Source organism: Flavobacterium sp. 40-81 (assembly GCF_001898245.1).
GTDB classification, from domain to species: Bacteria; Bacteroidota; Bacteroidia; order Flavobacteriales; family Flavobacteriaceae; genus Flavobacterium; species Flavobacterium inviolabile.
On record NZ_MKTM01000025.1, the window covers coordinates 46,823 to 61,758 of the forward strand.

General features: G+C 38.2%; 18 protein-coding genes. 5 read left to right on the forward strand and 13 right to left on the reverse strand.

What is annotated here, in order from left to right; genetic code table 11:
• The first annotated feature begins 6 nt into the window (after positions 1-6).
• Positions 7-1,206 (forward strand): LETM1-related biofilm-associated protein, encoded by a 1,200-nt coding sequence (locus BGO42_RS09420; protein ID WP_177733644.1) that lies wholly within the window; start codon positions 7-9, stop codon positions 1,204-1,206.
• A 36-nt stretch (positions 1,207-1,242) separates the two neighbouring features.
• On the opposite strand, the gene can is transcribed toward BGO42_RS09420, so the two are convergent.
• From can to BGO42_RS09445, 5 genes are all read right to left on the reverse strand, one after another.
• Positions 1,243-1,878 carry a carbonate dehydratase gene (gene can, locus BGO42_RS09425; protein ID WP_273246858.1) on the reverse strand — a complete coding sequence of 212 codons (636 nt, stop codon included), beginning with the start codon at positions 1,876-1,878 and terminating at the stop codon, positions 1,243-1,245.
• 39 nt (positions 1,879-1,917) lie between these two features.
• Positions 1,918-2,556, reverse strand: a complete 639-nt coding sequence (locus BGO42_RS09430; protein WP_177733640.1) for a carbonic anhydrase — start codon at positions 2,554-2,556, stop codon at positions 1,918-1,920.
• Between the two features lie 137 nt (positions 2,557-2,693).
• On the reverse strand, positions 2,694-4,292 hold the full coding sequence (locus BGO42_RS09435; RefSeq protein WP_273246857.1) for a SulP family inorganic anion transporter: 1,599 nt from the start codon (positions 4,290-4,292) through the stop codon (positions 2,694-2,696).
• An 86-nt stretch (positions 4,293-4,378) separates the two neighbouring features.
• Entirely contained in the window at positions 4,379-4,666 is a 288-nt protein-coding gene (locus BGO42_RS09440) for a hypothetical protein (RefSeq protein ID WP_177733636.1), read from the reverse strand.
• Between the two features lie 91 nt (positions 4,667-4,757).
• Entirely contained in the window at positions 4,758-5,237 is a 480-nt protein-coding gene (locus BGO42_RS09445) for a Dps family protein (RefSeq protein ID WP_177733634.1), read from the reverse strand.
• A 105-nt stretch (positions 5,238-5,342) separates the two neighbouring features.
• Here BGO42_RS09445 and BGO42_RS09450 point away from each other — a divergent pair, with 105 nt between their 5' ends.
• On the forward strand, positions 5,343-6,293 hold the full coding sequence (locus BGO42_RS09450; RefSeq protein ID WP_177733632.1) for a LysR substrate-binding domain-containing protein: 951 nt from the start codon (positions 5,343-5,345) through the stop codon (positions 6,291-6,293).
• A 14-nt stretch (positions 6,294-6,307) separates the two neighbouring features.
• Here the strand turns inward: BGO42_RS09450 and BGO42_RS09455 are convergent, their stop codons facing one another.
• The 4 genes from BGO42_RS09455 to BGO42_RS09470 form a co-directional block, all read right to left on the reverse strand.
• On the reverse strand, positions 6,308-6,505 hold the full coding sequence (locus BGO42_RS09455) for a hypothetical protein (protein WP_246296973.1): 198 nt from the start codon (positions 6,503-6,505) through the stop codon (positions 6,308-6,310).
• A 151-nt stretch (positions 6,506-6,656) separates the two neighbouring features.
• Positions 6,657-7,319: a tRNA (5-methylaminomethyl-2-thiouridine)(34)-methyltransferase MnmC2 gene (gene mnmC2, locus BGO42_RS09460; RefSeq protein WP_273246856.1), complete on the reverse strand. Its 663-nt coding sequence runs from the start codon at positions 7,317-7,319 to the stop codon at positions 6,657-6,659.
• Positions 7,320-7,321: 2 nt separating this feature from the next.
• Positions 7,322-7,753, reverse strand: a complete 432-nt coding sequence (locus BGO42_RS09465) for a hypothetical protein (RefSeq protein WP_177733628.1) — start codon at positions 7,751-7,753, stop codon at positions 7,322-7,324.
• 2 nt (positions 7,754-7,755) lie between these two features.
• On the reverse strand, positions 7,756-8,262 hold the full coding sequence (locus BGO42_RS09470; RefSeq protein WP_177733626.1) for a DUF4920 domain-containing protein: 507 nt from the start codon (positions 8,260-8,262) through the stop codon (positions 7,756-7,758).
• Between the two features lie 365 nt (positions 8,263-8,627).
• Between BGO42_RS09470 and BGO42_RS09475 the strand changes: the two genes are divergently transcribed.
• Positions 8,628-9,695 carry a branched-chain amino acid aminotransferase gene (locus BGO42_RS09475; RefSeq protein ID WP_177733624.1) on the forward strand — a complete coding sequence of 356 codons (1,068 nt, stop codon included), beginning with the start codon at positions 8,628-8,630 and terminating at the stop codon, positions 9,693-9,695.
• Positions 9,696-9,746: 51 nt separating this feature from the next.
• Here the strand turns inward: BGO42_RS09475 and BGO42_RS09480 are convergent, their stop codons facing one another.
• Positions 9,747-10,130 carry a pyrophosphohydrolase domain-containing protein gene (locus BGO42_RS09480; RefSeq protein WP_177733623.1) on the reverse strand — a complete coding sequence of 128 codons (384 nt, stop codon included), beginning with the start codon at positions 10,128-10,130 and terminating at the stop codon, positions 9,747-9,749.
• Positions 10,131-10,433: 303 nt separating this feature from the next.
• On the opposite strand from BGO42_RS09480, the gene BGO42_RS09490 reads away from it, so the two are divergent.
• Positions 10,434-11,528 carry an SRPBCC family protein gene (locus BGO42_RS09490; protein WP_273246855.1) on the forward strand — a complete coding sequence of 365 codons (1,095 nt, stop codon included), beginning with the start codon at positions 10,434-10,436 and terminating at the stop codon, positions 11,526-11,528.
• A 36-nt stretch (positions 11,529-11,564) separates the two neighbouring features.
• Here BGO42_RS09490 and BGO42_RS09495 read toward each other — a convergent pair whose 3' ends face one another.
• Genes BGO42_RS09495 through BGO42_RS09505 form a run of 3 tightly spaced genes read right to left on the reverse strand, consistent with a single transcriptional unit; the run spans position 11,565 to position 13,542 of the window.
• A complete protein-coding gene (locus BGO42_RS09495; RefSeq protein WP_273246854.1) occupies positions 11,565-12,281 on the reverse strand; it encodes a tRNA threonylcarbamoyladenosine dehydratase in 717 nt (238 codons plus the stop codon).
• A gap of 17 nt (positions 12,282-12,298) precedes the next feature.
• Positions 12,299-12,943: a TatD family hydrolase gene (locus BGO42_RS09500; RefSeq protein WP_337955196.1), complete on the reverse strand. Its 645-nt coding sequence runs from the start codon at positions 12,941-12,943 to the stop codon at positions 12,299-12,301.
• On the reverse strand, positions 12,943-13,542 hold the full coding sequence (locus BGO42_RS09505; protein WP_177733617.1) for a DUF1684 domain-containing protein: 600 nt from the start codon (positions 13,540-13,542) through the stop codon (positions 12,943-12,945). The genes BGO42_RS09500 and BGO42_RS09505 overlap by 1 nt, the downstream gene beginning before the upstream one ends.
• Positions 13,543-13,695: 153 nt before the next feature.
• Between BGO42_RS09505 and BGO42_RS09510 the strand changes: the two genes are divergently transcribed.
• On the forward strand, positions 13,696-14,910 hold the full coding sequence (locus tag BGO42_RS09510; protein ID WP_273246853.1) for an MDR family MFS transporter: 1,215 nt from the start codon (positions 13,696-13,698) through the stop codon (positions 14,908-14,910).
• Positions 14,911-14,936: the final 26 nt, after the last annotated feature.

Here is a 14,936-nt window from a genome sequence, read left to right on the forward strand (position 1 = left end):
ACGGCAATGATTAACCCTTCGATTAACGGTTGGATAGACAAGTTTTTTATTAAGCAAAGTCCTTTGCCTTTACCTGTCGTTATCTACTCGAAAGCGTTTTACAACAACATCAGGGAAACGGGGTTTATTTACGGCCATGTTGTCGATTTTGTAACCGACAAGCCCATTAGTACAAAAGGCTGGACTTCCGAAGAGATTACGAAAGTAGCCTTATTAAACATACTATACGGCGTTTTTGGCATGGTAACGCATAGCGGTGAACCAAAGGATTTTATTGAAAAAGCCATTGCTTTTTACAACCAGATGAATCCGGAAGGTTTTAACCTGCTCAAAAAGATGCTTCCGAGCGCCTCACCCAGCAATGAATTAGAGAAAATAATCAATGAGAGAGTTCAGACTAATGACAACATCATTAGTAAGAACTTTTCTCATATTCTTACCAATGCGCTGCTGTTTATCGATGTGCTGGCTTTTCGTCAGTACCTGATACATGGTGAAATTCCCAATAATTACCTGAAAAAACTGGAAGAAACGATCGTCAACCTGGTTGCTTTGGCTTTAAACACCAAAACAAACAAATCCAATTATGACGATTTACTGATCAAATTATTTGAATCTTCCGTACGGTTTACCAAATTTTCCAAAATAGGCATCCAGGATCTGCAAATGCTGGAACTGGACTATTTTTCTTCGGCCCTGGAAAAAAACTATTTGCTGGATATCACCGGTATGGCTTTATGGAGCGATAACATACTGGAAGAAACAGAAACCCGTTTTCTATACAGTCTGGCCGATCAGCTTAAAATTGAAAAGGAATATGCCACGGAAAGCATTACCGCTATTGATAATTTCATCAAAAAATACCAGAAAGAGATTCCTTATTTCCGGTATTCCAATCCGGTAAAGCATTTTTATGATCAGGCAACGCAAAATGTGGTCGTACTGATTACACGCAATAAAAACCGGCTTTTAAAGGAAATCAGCGAAAGCGGTGAGTTAATGCTGCTCTTGGCAAAATCCACTCATAAAGAGCTGGATTCAAAGGAAAAGAAAAAAATGAAAAAGCAGCTGCTGGATATTTGTAAAACCATCCCGTCGCTAACGATTTTCCTGTTACCGGGCGGTACGTTGCTGCTGCCGATCCTGATTAAGTTCATTCCAAAATTACTTCCGTCAGCTTTTAATGAAAATCTCGATACCGAATAAATAAAAAGTCCGCTGATTAGCGGACTTTTTTATTGCTTATAATTTTAACTGGTAGACTTCATCCAGATCTTCATTCGAACTCAGGTTTACCTTTAAATCGGTTATATACCCCGATTTCAGTCCGTAAACCCATCCGTGTATGTGCAGTTCCTGGTCGTTTTTCCAAGCGGTCTGAACAATAGATGTTTTGGCTAAGTCATATACCTGTTCGGTAACGTTCAATTCTATGAAACGGTTAAACCTTTCGCTTTCATCTTCAATAGCATCCAGTTCCTCTTTATGAAAACGGTAAACGTCTTTTATATGCCGGATCCAGTTATCGATAATACCGACAGAATCGTTAGACATGGCTGCTTTTACGCCGCCACAGCCATAATGTCCGCAAACAATAACGTGTTTTACTTTTAAGATATTCACGGCATAGTCCAGTACGCTTAACATGTTCATATCCGAATGGACAACCATGTTTGCAATGTTCCGGTGTACAAAAACTTCGCCCGGTTCGGCCCCGATAATCTCGTTGGCCGGAACGCGGCTGTCAGAACAGCCAATCCATAACAATGGCGGATTCTGGCTTTTTGATAAACGAACAAAATAGTCCGGGTTGTTGCTCAGTTTGGATTCAACCCATTTTTTGTTATTCTCTATTAATTTCCGATAAAATTCGCTCATCAGGATTTGTCTGTTTTGGACTGAGTCATCAGTTGTTTACTAATCGTGTAAAATTTCTTTCATGAACTGAACTTCTCCGGTTTCAATGTCATAATAACCACCGGCAATTCCAATTTGTCCGGATTCAAAAAGATCTTTCAAAACCTCGCTTCTATCCAGAATTTCATCCATAGTATGAATTACATTGTGTTGTGCCACGGCAGCAACAAGTCCCGGATCGTTTGTTGCAACACCCGGCATCTCTGCTTTTACTTCATCAACAGACGGTTGTACTTTACTTAAAAGGTTAGTAAGATGTCCTAACTTCGCTCCTTCGCATGCTCCTTTAATAGCACCGCATTTGCTGTGGCCCAATACCACGATCAATTTGGTTCCGGCTACTTTACAGGCATATTCCATACTACCCAGAATATCTTCATTTAAGATGTTTCCGGCAATTCTCGCGCTGAAAATGTCCCCTAATCCCTGATCGAAGATTAACTCTGCCGACGTTCTGCTGTCGATACAGCTTAAAACTATTGCAAATGGAAACTGACCGTCTTTTGTGTCGTTAACCTGCTCTAAAAGATTTCTGTTAACTTTTAAATTGCTTACAAATCGCGCGTTCCCTTCTTTAAGAAATGCTAATGCTTTATAAGGGGTAATCGTTGCCTGTGTTTCTGCTGTATGTGCTTTCATTTTTATAATTTATTTGTTTGGAAGCTCCATTAAACCATGTTGAAATTAAGCTTTTTTAAATTTCATTAAAATTACTCATTAATATAAACATGATAATAACTTTTGCTTTTTAATTTATTTTTCTTTTTTTAAATCTCTTATTCTGAATGTTCTACAAATACATTTTTTTTATCTGTATTGGTATTTTCAAGCTCGTAGGCTTCTTTGAATCCTATCAGGTGTACTTCGATATTGTCTTCAACAGCCCTGATTGTCTTGAATTCTTTAATCAGATCCTGTACATCATGTGCAATATATACGGTATCGGAAGCATTGATGATCACTTTGGAATTTTCCGGAATTTCGTTTAGCGTATTTTTGATAGCCGCTTTATTTAAAAAGGATACTTCCTGTGCCAAATCAATATGGATGATATCACCGTCATGGTATTCTTTTTTAGTGAAGTTGTAGGCTCTTTTATGATTTCCTCTTAAAATAAAAAGAATACTGATCACAATACCTAAAGCAACTCCTTTTAGCAAATCGGTGAAAACCACTCCTAATAATGTCGCAATAAAAGGGATAAACTGGTATTTACCTTTGTGCCAGAAATGTAACAACACTGCCGGTTTCGCTAATTTATATCCTACCAGTAACAGGATCGCTGCCAAAGTAGCCAATGGGATTTTGTTTAGTAAAAAAGGAATGGATACCACACTGATCAGTAATAACAAACCGTGAATGATGGTCGACATTTTAGATTGTGCACCGGCTGTTGCATTAGCCGAAGAACGCACCACTACCGAAGTCATCGGCAATCCGCCTAATAGCGAACTCAACATATTACCAACACCCTGTGCTTTTAGCTCCACATTGGTATTGGTGAATCTTTTATGTACATCCATTCTATCGGCAGCTTCGATACACAATAGTGTTTCTATCGATGCTACAACTGCAATTGTAAAGGCTACGGTCCAAACCTGCGGATTGGTTATTGCTGAGAAATCTGGCGTTACGATAATGTTTTTCACATCATCAAAAGAAGTCATTACCGGTAACGATACCAAATGCTCTTTAGAAATAGCCAGGCTGCTTCCGCTGATCAGAAAGAGTTCGTTAATAATGATTCCCAAAACTACGGCCACCAATGCACCCGGAACCAGTTTTATTCTTTTAAGGAACGGAACCTTGTCCCATGAAATTAAAATAGCCAGGGAAATTACCGTGATAATGATCGAACCTAAATTGATATAATCCAATGCTCCCAATAGAGAGGAAAACGTATTCCCGCCTTCCATCTGTACAAAAGACTGATCTCCTTCGAAATCGTTGTCGTATCCTACTGCATGGGGAATTTGTTTTAAAATGATAATTACTCCGATACCTGCAAGCATTCCTTCAATAACATTGGTAGGGAAATAATTCGAAATACTTCCTGCTTTAATAAAGCCTAAAACGATTTGAATCAAACCGGCAATAAAAACAGTAAGCAGGAACACATCAAAGGCTTTAAGATCAGTAACGGCGGTAAGTACAATCGCGGTAAGTCCGGCAGCAGGTCCTGAAACACTGATGTTTGACTGACTCAGGTATCCTACAATGATACCTCCAACTATTCCTGAAATAATTCCTGAAAACAACGGCGCCCCAGATGCCATAGCAATACCTAAACACAAAGGCAGGGCCACCAAAAAGACTACTAATCCTGAAGCAAAATCCGCTTTCAGGTTAGCAAAAAGATTGATTTTTTTTGTCATAACCGATAAAATATAATGCAATTAGATAGTAAGCGTGTTAAAAGAAAACGCTTAAACTGTTGAACATAAAAGTTCCTGTAATTGTATTATACTAATTCGGGAGGTGGTGAGAAGATCTCTCGGAAACTACTATCGTGTTTTAAAGTATTTTCAAACGTGATGGCAGCTAATGCAGGTTTTGCAACAAAGTAAACCGGGATCTGCAATTCAAATTTCAATTGCGCTTTGGTTTCTTTGATTTCTTTAATCGTTTCTTCTTCTGAGAAACTATATACAGACGAAGTATCGGTATCACTCTTCAGGAACCCCACAACTGTTGGAGTAGCCAAAAAAGTGATAAATAGGAGTAAAACTATTTTTACCAGTACTTTCATGCCGCGAACTTACAAAAAAAATTAAGTAAAAAAAGTTAAGTGAAAAACAATTAATATTTCTTTAATACTTTTTCACTTAACTTTTGGATTTTTAGATCTCTTCTTCTAACCATGCTTTCATCATCCACATGGTTTTTTCCTGCTCTTTGATGAAATCACTCATCATCGAGTTGGTTCCTTCATCGTCAATTTCTCCCGACTGACTTAAAATAACTCTTTCAATCTGCAACAGGCTGGTCAACGATGCGATAATCAAATGAATAGCTTCCTCATCATTGGATATATTTTTCCCTACCGGTAATTTATTGTTTTTAATATAATCGTCAAAAGAATGCAGGGGTACTCCTCCTAAAGTCAGAACACGCTCTGCGATCAAATCCACTTTTAACTGGGCATCGTTATAAAGCTCTTCGAATTTTACATGCAGATCAAAAAAACGTTTTCCGCGGATATTCCAGTGCAATCCTCTCAGATTTTGGTAATAGACCTGAAAATTGGCTAATAGTATATTCAGTTCGGCTACTAAAACTTTCGTTTCTTTTACGGGTAATCCAAGACTATTTGTTTTCATACTTCTATTTTTTAAATATTATACCTACAAATTTAACCAAAATTTAGGGCTTAAACTATAATTAATATTGATACTTTTTATATTTTTATCGAAAATATTTATACAATGACCATCACCCAATTATACTACGTTTTAGCCGTAGCCGAACATAAAAACTTTACGCTTGCAGCCGAAAAATGTTTTGTGACACAGCCCACGCTGAGCATGCAGATTCAAAAACTGGAAGAAGAACTGGAGATTTTAATTTTTGACAGAAGTAAAAAGCCCATACAGCTAACCGAAATAGGACAGAAAATCGTTACCCAGGCAAAAAACATTGTCAACGAATCCGACAGGATTAAAGATATCGTAGACCAGCAGAAAGGATTTATCGGCGGGGAGTTTAAAATTGGTATCATCCCAACGATAATGCCAACGCTATTACCGATGTTCCTGACCAATTTTGTAAACAGGTATCCGAAAGTCAATTTAATCATAGAGGAATACAACACCGAAGAAATTATCAAACGCCTAAAAAACGGGCATTTGGATGTTGCTATTGCCGCGACACCTTTAGAAGAAGAAAGTTTAAAGGAAATCGTTTTGTATTATGAGCCTTTTGTGGCCTATATACCGGAAAGCAATAAAAACTTTGAGAAAAGTGAGATCGACATCAATGATCTCGATGTAGATTCTATCCTGCTGTTACAGGACGGACACTGTTTTAGAGACGGAATTTTAAATTTGTGCAAAAGTCACGCAGCACATCCTGACAGCCGTTTCCAGATTGAGAGCGGAAGTTTTGAAACATTAATCAAACTTGCCGATGAAGGATTGGGAACCACACTGCTTCCCTATTTGCACACGCTGGATTTAAAAGAAAAGGACAAAACCAAACTACGCCATTTTAAAGAACCCCGTCCGGCACGTGAGGTTAGTTTAATTTATCCCAAAAGCGAATTGAAAATGCACATTATCGAAGCCCTTCGCAGTACCATATCGGGTGTTGTAAAAGGTGCCATCGCTTTTCACAACGTACAAATTATCAGTCCGCTGAAAAATAAAAAAGGAGCTTAAAGCTCCTTTTTTATTTACTGATTAACGTATATAAGACATTGTTTTAATTCCGGCTTGCCAACTGTGTAATTCAGCAACCAATCTCTCAATTGCTCGATTTCGTATGGTAATAAATTCTTTATGGCTTTTTCTAATTCTTTACAAAATAATTTAGGGTCAAAACTTACTCTTTCTAAAATAGATTTAGTGTAAGAAAACATGGCTCTTGGCATAATTCTACAGCATTAATATGGTTAATTTAGGGTAAGAACGTAAAACTGTTGGGTAAATTTACAAAAAACGTATTTGTTTTCTAAAGACTTAACGTTTCAATTTCATTTTTAGTATGAATTTTATATTTTATTTAACATTCACACTAAAGACTTATTTTTTAACAGCTCTCAGCATTTCGCGTTTCCCCGGCGGCCCTTTTAGCTTCTCTGTTTCAAAACCGGCTTCCCGTAAAGCTTTAATGATTGAAGTTCTACAGGCGTATGTTACTAAAACACCTTTATCCTGTAGCGCCTCATACATGATTTTGAAAATTTCAACTGTCCAGAGCTCCGGCTGAACCTGAAATCCGAATGCATCAAAGTAAATCAAATTAAACCTGTTTTTGTAATATATTTCGTTAAAGTATTGTTGCCTTTTTGTTAAAGAAAAATAAGGCGAAACCTGTACCTGCTCTTCCCAGGGCGAATGGTGCAGCTGTTCAAACTCCTTTTCGAACGCAATGGCATTTAACTCCGATACATAGTTCAGACTCTTCCGCTCTTCCAACGAAATTGGAAATGCTTCCACACCAACATAGTCAACAAACTGTTTTTTTTGTTCCGCTTCCAGTAAGGTAATAAAGCTGTTGAGCCCCGTTCCGAAACCGATTTCTAAAACAGCAACGGACTGTTGCTCCATGAGTGACAGTCCGTTTGCTATAAATACGTGTTTTGCTTCCTGTATCGCTCCGAATTTAGAGTGATATGTTTCTCCCCATTCTTCTATATAGATGGTAGAAGAACCGTCAGCCGTTTGTATTACTTTTCTTTTCAATGTTATTTGATATACAATTTTTTAATTCTCGGAATAGGCCCGCCGCATTTGGATTCATGACAGCGCACACAGGCATCGACCCCATTATTAAAATGCTGTTTGGCATTTTTAGGATCGCTGTAGATCAATTCCTGAGCTTCAATAAATTTTTTAGCCTGTTCTTTAAAAAAGGCATCATTCTCGCTTTCATCCGTCATAACCGCTTTGTGAATCTTTAAAAAATGATTCGGAAAGCGCCCCACGTCTTCTCCGTTGTTAATACGATCTTTTAAACGCTGATTGTCCACATACATCTGCTCCATTAAAGCAGCCATTTCGGACATTTCATACATTTTAAAATCCTTTTTTCCGGAAACTTTTTCTTTTTCAACTTCCTTTTTCTGGCAGGCAGCAAACAAAACCACTGCCGAAACAAAAACTAAAATTTTCTTCATTATTATTTACTGATTAAAACCCCGTCCGCCATGAAGGAATACGTCACTTTCGGCTGAGTAATACTGTCAATCTCCGCCTGTGTTTTTCCACCATCTTTAGCATAGTGCTTTAAACGTTCCACCGTTTCAATATTAACAAATGCTTTTCCGTTTACTATCGCTTCCTGGTTCATTGCGTTCATCGGTACAAAAAAGGCATAGTCCTTAAATTTTACAAATGTTTCTTTACCATCTGCCAGATCCATTGTCATCCAGCATCCTTTTTTCTGGCAAACATCTTTAATATTGGACTTAAATTTAAGGTTTATCGTATCGCCTTCTTTTAAATCTTTAAATTTTGCAAACATATCTTCCTTTGTAATAGCACCCTCACTGGTAATACTATCGCCAAAAACGGCATATTCCGTTTTTACTGCTTCCGCTGTTTCTGCACCTTCCTGTTTTTTATTCTTATCATTACAACTCATTAAGCTCAATAATAATCCGGCTAGTAAAATAGTTTTTTTCATATATAATTGTTTGGTTAGTCTGGTTATCAATAGTTTAAAAAAAGAAAACAATAACCCTGTTAACGGCCGGAAGCTGACTTTTTTTTCTACAATCCAAAGAAACAAATTTATATCGAATAGACATAATTCTAATTAATTTTTTCGTTAATTCCCGCTAATCCGAATGATTTTGAACCTATTTTTATCAATTCACAAAAAATTTAATAATTCTTTATACAATTACATTATTTTTAATTGAACAGTCTAAAAAGTGCTTTTTTTCATTAAATTTGCAAAGACACAACAAAAATTTTATCAATTTAAAAATTACACTTTTCGTTGATAGCCAATAATTTAGTGTTCTTTTTAAATAATTATCACATTAAATGGAATTAAAAACAACTACTGATATTAAAATTATCAAAGCTGATGCGTCTAAAATCAACAGTGTTGATTTTGAAAACCTGACATTCGGAAATACTTTTACCGATCACATGTTAATTTGTGATTTTAAAAACGGTACCTGGGGACAACCTGTAATACAACCTTACGAACCTTTCACTTTGGATCCTTCTGCAAAAGTATTCCATTACGGTCAGGCGATCTTTGAAGGTATGAAAGCCTACAAAGACAATAATGATGATGTTTGGTTATTCCGTCCGGATCAGAACTTTGATCGTTTTAACAAATCAGCTGTGCGTCTTGCCATGCCGGAAGTTCCGGAAGAGGTATTCCTTGGCGGTTTGCACAAATTATTGGAAATTGAGAAAGAATGGGTTAAAAAAGGATTCGGAAACTCTTTATACATCCGTCCTTTCATGATTGCAACAGGCTCCGGTGTTGTTGCTGCTCCATCGACACAATATCGTTTTACCGTGATTTTATCTCCGGCAAAATCATACTATTCCGGTGAAGTTAAAGTAATTATTGCCGAACATTTCAGCCGTGCTGCAAATGGAGGAATTGGTGCTGCAAAAGCAGCCGGAAACTATTCCGGACAATTCTATCCGACAAAATTAGCAAACGAACAGGGCTTCCAGCAAATCATCTGGACAGATGATGCAACCCACACAAAACTGGAAGAAGCCGGAACCATGAATGTGTTCTTCAGAATTAACGATACCTTATATACCGCTCCAACCAGCGAGAGAATCCTGGATGGTGTTACCCGAAAAAGTATTATCGAACTAGCAGAAAGAGAAGGAATCAATATTGAAGTACGTCCGGTTTTGGTTAACGAAATCGTGGAAGCGGCAGAAAAAGGCACTTTAAAGGAAATCTTCGGAGCCGGAACTGCTGCCGTAGTAAACCCAATCGTTGGCTTCTCGTATAAAGAAACTTATTATGAGCTGCCAAAATCAGACACTACTTTTGCTGCAAATATCAAATCCATACTTACCGGTATCCAGCACAAGGAAATTGAAGATACTTTCGGATGGACTGTAAAAATCTAGTCCGTTCAAAAAGATAAACACAAAAAATCCCGAATATGATTCGGGATTTTTTTATTTTAGAATGGTTTCAAAATTGGGTTTGAAATAGTTTGGTCCTTTCATAACCTTACCATCTTCTCTGTAAATCGGTTTTCCGTCTTCGCCCAGTTTGCTCATATTGCTTCGCTGGATCTCCTCAAAAACATCTTCAATTTTGTGCTGCAGTCCGTGTTCCAATATCGTACCGCACAAGATATAAAGCATATCCCCCAAAGCATCGGCAATTTCAACCAGATCATTATTCTGAACCGCTTCAAGGTATTCTTCATTTTCTTCTTTCATCAGGTTAAACCGCAGCAGGTTTTTCTGTTCTCCCAAATCGGCTTTTGGCGCCTGACTAACTCCCAGACCAAATGATTCGTGGAATTCCTGAACGGCTTGCAATTGTTTTTTCATGACATTTAATTTTGCTGTCTAAAATAGAAAATCTCCTTTCAAAACGCTAATTTTGCATAAAAATTAAATCCATGTTTACATCAGGTCAGCTCTACTTTGCATTGTTTTTTGTTTTGGTATTTGTAACTGCTATGATTTATGTATATCGAAAAGACCTGTCAATGCACAAATTACACTATAAAGGTTCGCTTTGGATATTATTAGCCTTTTTTGCTTTTATAGGAATTTTATTTATAATTAAACTCTTTTTGAAAGAATAATTATTATAACTTTGGACAACAAAATGAAATTATCTATAATTCTATGCGCATAGTAAAATACATATTTCTTTTAATCGTTTTGGGGGCAATCGCTTTGGCGGTTTACATTGCTACTCAGAGCAGTAAGTTTGACATTCAAAGAAGTAAAGTAATAAACGTATCACAATCGGCTCTGTATAGTTATATCAATGATTATAAAAATTGGGAAGACTGGGGCCCTTGGAAAGAAGACGATCCGAACATTAAATACAGTTACCCGGAAATTACCGAAGGCACAGGAGCTTCTTTCTCCTGGACCGGAAAAGAAGGAAACGGTAAAATGGAAACCATCAAAACGGTTGACAACGACAGCATTACCCAAAAAATATATTTTAACGACAGTACTGTACCTTCCGATGTTTACTGGACTTTTACACCTGTAAAAAACGGTACAAAAGTAACCTGGGGCATGAAAGGCGAAATGAATTTCATGATGAAAGCATTCTCCATTTTAAGCGGCGGTGCCGAAAACATGCTGGCGCCAATGTTTGACAAAGGGCTTACCAACATTGACAATGTACTCGTTAAAGAATTAAAATCGTATAACATCAAAATAAACGGTCTGGTTAAAAAGGCTGGAACCTATTATATCAAACAAACCGTAAGCTGCAAGATTCCGGAATTGCCTAAATTAATGAGTGCTATGCTGATTAATTTAAACAAATTCACAAAAGACAATAATATAGCCGTAAACGGCAGCTCTTTTGCTATCTACAACAAATACGACACGGCTAATAACAGTGTAGAGTTTTCGACCTGTATTCCGGTTAAGGATGAAATTTTCACAGCACAGGGCAGCGACATTACCGGTGGAAAATTAGAACCGTATCTTGCCTTAAAAACAACGTTAACCGGGGATTACTCCCACAGTAAAGAAGCCTGGGATAAAGCCTATGCCGAGATCACCAAAAACAAGTGGATGGAAGATACCACCGGAAAATACATCGAGGTTTACAAAGTTAGTGCACACCAGCACCGAAAACCTTCCGAATGGGTTACCGAGATTTTTATCCCGATAACGGCAAAACCAAAACCGGCCGTAAAACCGAAACCGGTTACTCCTACAGCAACACCTGCAGCTCCGGCTGCCACCGAATAATAAAGCATAAAAAAAGTCCCTTTTCAGGGACTTTTTTTATTTCTTCAACAAATATTTGACTACTGTTTCCGCAGCATGCAAACCGAACAATGCCGGCATCCAGCTGTTCGTTCCGTAAAAAGACTTTTTAAAGTTGAGTCCGTCTGTCATTTTCAAACTGGTTTCATCCGGTGTTTCCGTCGAGAAAACAGCTTTTACCCCGGTAGTGATCCCTTCTTTCTTTAAACGCTTTCTAATGGTCTTTGCCAGCGGGCAAACATCTGTTTTACTGATATCCCTTACCGTAACTTTACTGGCAAGCAGTTTCCCTCCTGCTCCCATATTACTGATGATCTTTACTTTTTTTCGCTTTGCAGCCAGGATAAGATTCAGTTTTGGTGTAATACTGTCAATACAATCCAAAACATAATCAAACTCCGGAGTTACCAGTTCAAAAGCGCGTTCCGGCGATAAAAATTCCTGAACACGGGTTAACTGCAATTCGGGATTGATATCCATTAACCGGTCCCCTACAATGGTTACTTTGGGTGCCCCTACGGTAGAGTGCAAAGCCGGCAGCTGTCTGTTAATATTGGTTATATCCACTACATCACCGTCCACGATTGTCATTTTACCAACACCTGCTCTGGCTATAAATTCAGCTGCAAACGAGCCTACTCCGCCCATACCCACAACCAAAACGTTGGCATTCTGTAATTTATCCAATCCTTCTTTCTTAAAAAGCAATTCTGCTCTTTCTGTCCATTCCGCCATTTATTTCTTTTTTAATCTTATTTATTGTTACTATTAAATACGTTCTCAAAATTACGGGCCACTATTTCGGTAACAGCATACTGTTTTATCTCCTCAGCCTTCTGATATACCTCAAAAATGGTTTCTTCCACCATATCGGTTTCCATAAAAAAACGGTCGTCCGGTATTTGCTTAAAAACAGCCGCTAATTCCGGATTGCGCAGCAGGTATTTTCCAAAAGACAGGTAAAATCCGTTGTCCAGTAATGATTTTGCCACCTGGTAATTTTTTGAAAAACCATGTATAACCATCGGAACCGTGAGCTGCATGCGTTTTTTAATTGCAATCACCTCCTGATAGGCCGCCACACAATGCAGTATAACCGGTTTCTGAAAATGTCTGGCCAGTTCCAGCTGCTTTTCAAAAACGGCTATCTGTGTTTTCAGATCCGTTTCAATTCTTTTATCCAATCCGCATTCTCCCAAAGCCAGGCAGTTATCCCACTGCAGCTTTTCTGCTATTACAGCCAGATCCTGATCCAGGCGTTCCAAATGAATATGCCACGGATGAATCCCAATGGAAAAGTACTGTGCCGTCGCGTCAAATTCATTCGGATACTGGTTGACAATTTCCAAAACATTGGCAGCACCGGAAGCTTTATGGGTATGAAGATTATAGAACATTATTTTTTAAATGTTTTTACTCCGGCTTTGATTTCCGTTTTCAAATCATTTTCCTGAGGCGGGATCGGGCAGGAATATCCTTCGTTATAAGCACAATAAGGGTTGTATGCCTGATTAAAATCAATCGTCAGCATATCGGTTTCCGGCAGCTCCAGATCAATATAACGTCCGCCGCCATAACTCTCCACCCCACTCGTATAATCTGTAAACGGTAAAAACAAATGTTTTTTATACTGCTCCATTTTTATCAGCTCCAGGTTCTGATAAACATTCAGTTTAAAGTTTTTATCCCCTAATGTAAAATGTACTTCTCCGTATTTCACATACAGCGGCTTCCGCTTACCGGTTGTCGGCATATTAAACGGTTTGGCATCTGTAGTTCTGATGAATTTCGCTGTAACACAATACGCTAAATCAATTGGAAAAAAGTCCAGTGATTTAAATGTTTTTAAATCTTTTGCTTTTAAAGGACTATGGGCCGGATCGGCATATTCCGAATTAATTTTCTGCCGAAACGCCTCAACCGCTTCCTTTCCGCATTGCGAAAAACCCAAAACCGGGAACAGTATCGCTATCAGTAAAACGCTTATTACTTTCATGGATTCAAAGTCTTTAAAATCAATTTATTTTGTGCTGCAAAAATAATCAAAAATACCGTGCTGAAAAATTCATCATGATTTAACGATTAAACCGTATTAAAATACTAAAACCGGAATAAATTAGTTTGTAAATTTGATGTTTAGAAACCCGCTATGCTGCAACAGGCTTTTTCCCGTTATATCAATAACTTTAAAGGATTCTCAAGAGAGATCTGGATCCTTACGCTAATTACATTTATCAACCGTGCCGGAACCATGGTGCTCCCTTTTTTATCCAAGTATTTAAAAGAGGACCTGCTTTTCGACTACCATCAGGTAGGCTGGATAATGGTTTGTTTTGGCGCCGGTTCGATGATCGGTTCCTGGCTGGGCGGAAAACTATCGGACAAGATAGGCTTTTACCGGATCATGATTTTCAGCCTTTTCACCAGCGGTTTGCTGTTTTTCGTAATTCAGTTTATCACCAGCTTTGCAGGCCTGTGCCTCGCCATGTTTTCGATCATGATCATTGCCGATATGTTTCGTCCGGCAATGTTTGTATCGTTAAGTGCCTATGCCAAACCGGAAAACCGTACCCGCGCGCTCACCTTAGTCCGGTTAGCCGTAAATCTCGGCTTTGCTGCCGGACCGGCTTTAGGCGGTTTAATCATTATGGGAATCGGCTACCAGGGGCTTTTCTGGATAGATGGCGCTTCCTGTATTGTTTCCATCCTCATTTTTGCCCTGTTGGTAAAAGAAAAGAAAAAAGAAGCTTTTCACAGTCATAACGATGCTGCTGCCGTGGCAAAATCCGTTTTTAAAGACCGTCCTTTCTGGCTGTTTCTTTTTATCAGTTTTGCAACTGCCATGGTATTCTTTCAGCTATTTACAACCCTGCCGTTATACCATCATGAGCAATTCAACCTTTCCGAATTTCAAACGGGATTACTAATGTCCTTTAACGGTTTGATGATCTTCTTTTTTGAAATGCCTTTGGTCAGTTATTTCGAACGCAAAAAAACGGATAAAACAAAAATTATCTTTTATGGCTCCGTATGCATTGCCATAGCCTTTTACCTGCTGTTACTCAATATATGGGCCGGAATACTCGTGCTCAGCATGATTTTTATCACTTTTGGAGAAATGTTTGCTTTCCCGTTTTCAAATTCCTTTGCCATGGGACGTGCTCCCAAAGGACACGAAGGACGTTATATGGCTTTGTACACCATGAGCTTCAGCCTTGCGCATATTATGAGTTCGAAAACCGGAATGGAGATCATATCCCGCTACAACTACAATACCAACTGGATTTTTATGGGCACTTTTGCCGGAATCGCAGCTTTATGCGGAATCTGGCTGCAAAAAATATTGCGAAACGAAAATTCATAAAATACTAAAAAACAACATTTTAAAAC

Coding starts and splice junctions, on each gene's coding strand:
- can (WP_273246858.1), bottom strand. CDS start 1,878: ATGAGCGAATTTTATCGGAAATTAATAGAGAATAACAAAAAATGGGTT.
- BGO42_RS09490 (WP_273246855.1), top strand. CDS start 10,434: ATGCGCATAGTAAAATACATATTTCTTTTAATCGTTTTGGGGGCAATC.
- BGO42_RS09455 (WP_246296973.1), bottom strand. CDS start 6,505: ATGCCAAGAGCCATGTTTTCTTACACTAAATCTATTTTAGAAAGAGTA.
- BGO42_RS09420 (WP_177733644.1), top strand. CDS start 7: ATGATTAACCCTTCGATTAACGGTTGGATAGACAAGTTTTTTATTAAG.
- BGO42_RS09510 (WP_273246853.1), top strand. CDS start 13,696: ATGCTGCAACAGGCTTTTTCCCGTTATATCAATAACTTTAAAGGATTC.
- BGO42_RS09475 (WP_177733624.1), top strand. CDS start 8,628: ATGGAATTAAAAACAACTACTGATATTAAAATTATCAAAGCTGATGCG.
- BGO42_RS09445 (WP_177733634.1), bottom strand. CDS start 5,237: ATGAAAACAAATAGTCTTGGATTACCCGTAAAAGAAACGAAAGTTTTA.
- BGO42_RS09440 (WP_177733636.1), bottom strand. CDS start 4,666: ATGAAAGTACTGGTAAAAATAGTTTTACTCCTATTTATCACTTTTTTG.
- BGO42_RS09480 (WP_177733623.1), bottom strand. CDS start 10,130: ATGAAAAAACAATTGCAAGCCGTTCAGGAATTCCACGAATCATTTGGT.
- BGO42_RS09430 (WP_177733640.1), bottom strand. CDS start 2,556: ATGAAAGCACATACAGCAGAAACACAGGCAACGATTACCCCTTATAAA.
- BGO42_RS09465 (WP_177733628.1), bottom strand. CDS start 7,753: ATGAAGAAAATTTTAGTTTTTGTTTCGGCAGTGGTTTTGTTTGCTGCC.
- BGO42_RS09470 (WP_177733626.1), bottom strand. CDS start 8,262: ATGAAAAAAACTATTTTACTAGCCGGATTATTATTGAGCTTAATGAGT.
- BGO42_RS09450 (WP_177733632.1), top strand. CDS start 5,343: ATGACCATCACCCAATTATACTACGTTTTAGCCGTAGCCGAACATAAA.
- BGO42_RS09435 (WP_273246857.1), bottom strand. CDS start 4,292: ATGACAAAAAAAATCAATCTTTTTGCTAACCTGAAAGCGGATTTTGCT.
- BGO42_RS09505 (WP_177733617.1), bottom strand. CDS start 13,542: ATGAAAGTAATAAGCGTTTTACTGATAGCGATACTGTTCCCGGTTTTG.
- BGO42_RS09495 (WP_273246854.1), bottom strand. CDS start 12,281: ATGGCGGAATGGACAGAAAGAGCAGAATTGCTTTTTAAGAAAGAAGGA.
- BGO42_RS09500 (WP_337955196.1), bottom strand. CDS start 12,943: ATGTTCTATAATCTTCATACCCATAAAGCTTCCGGTGCTGCCAATGTT.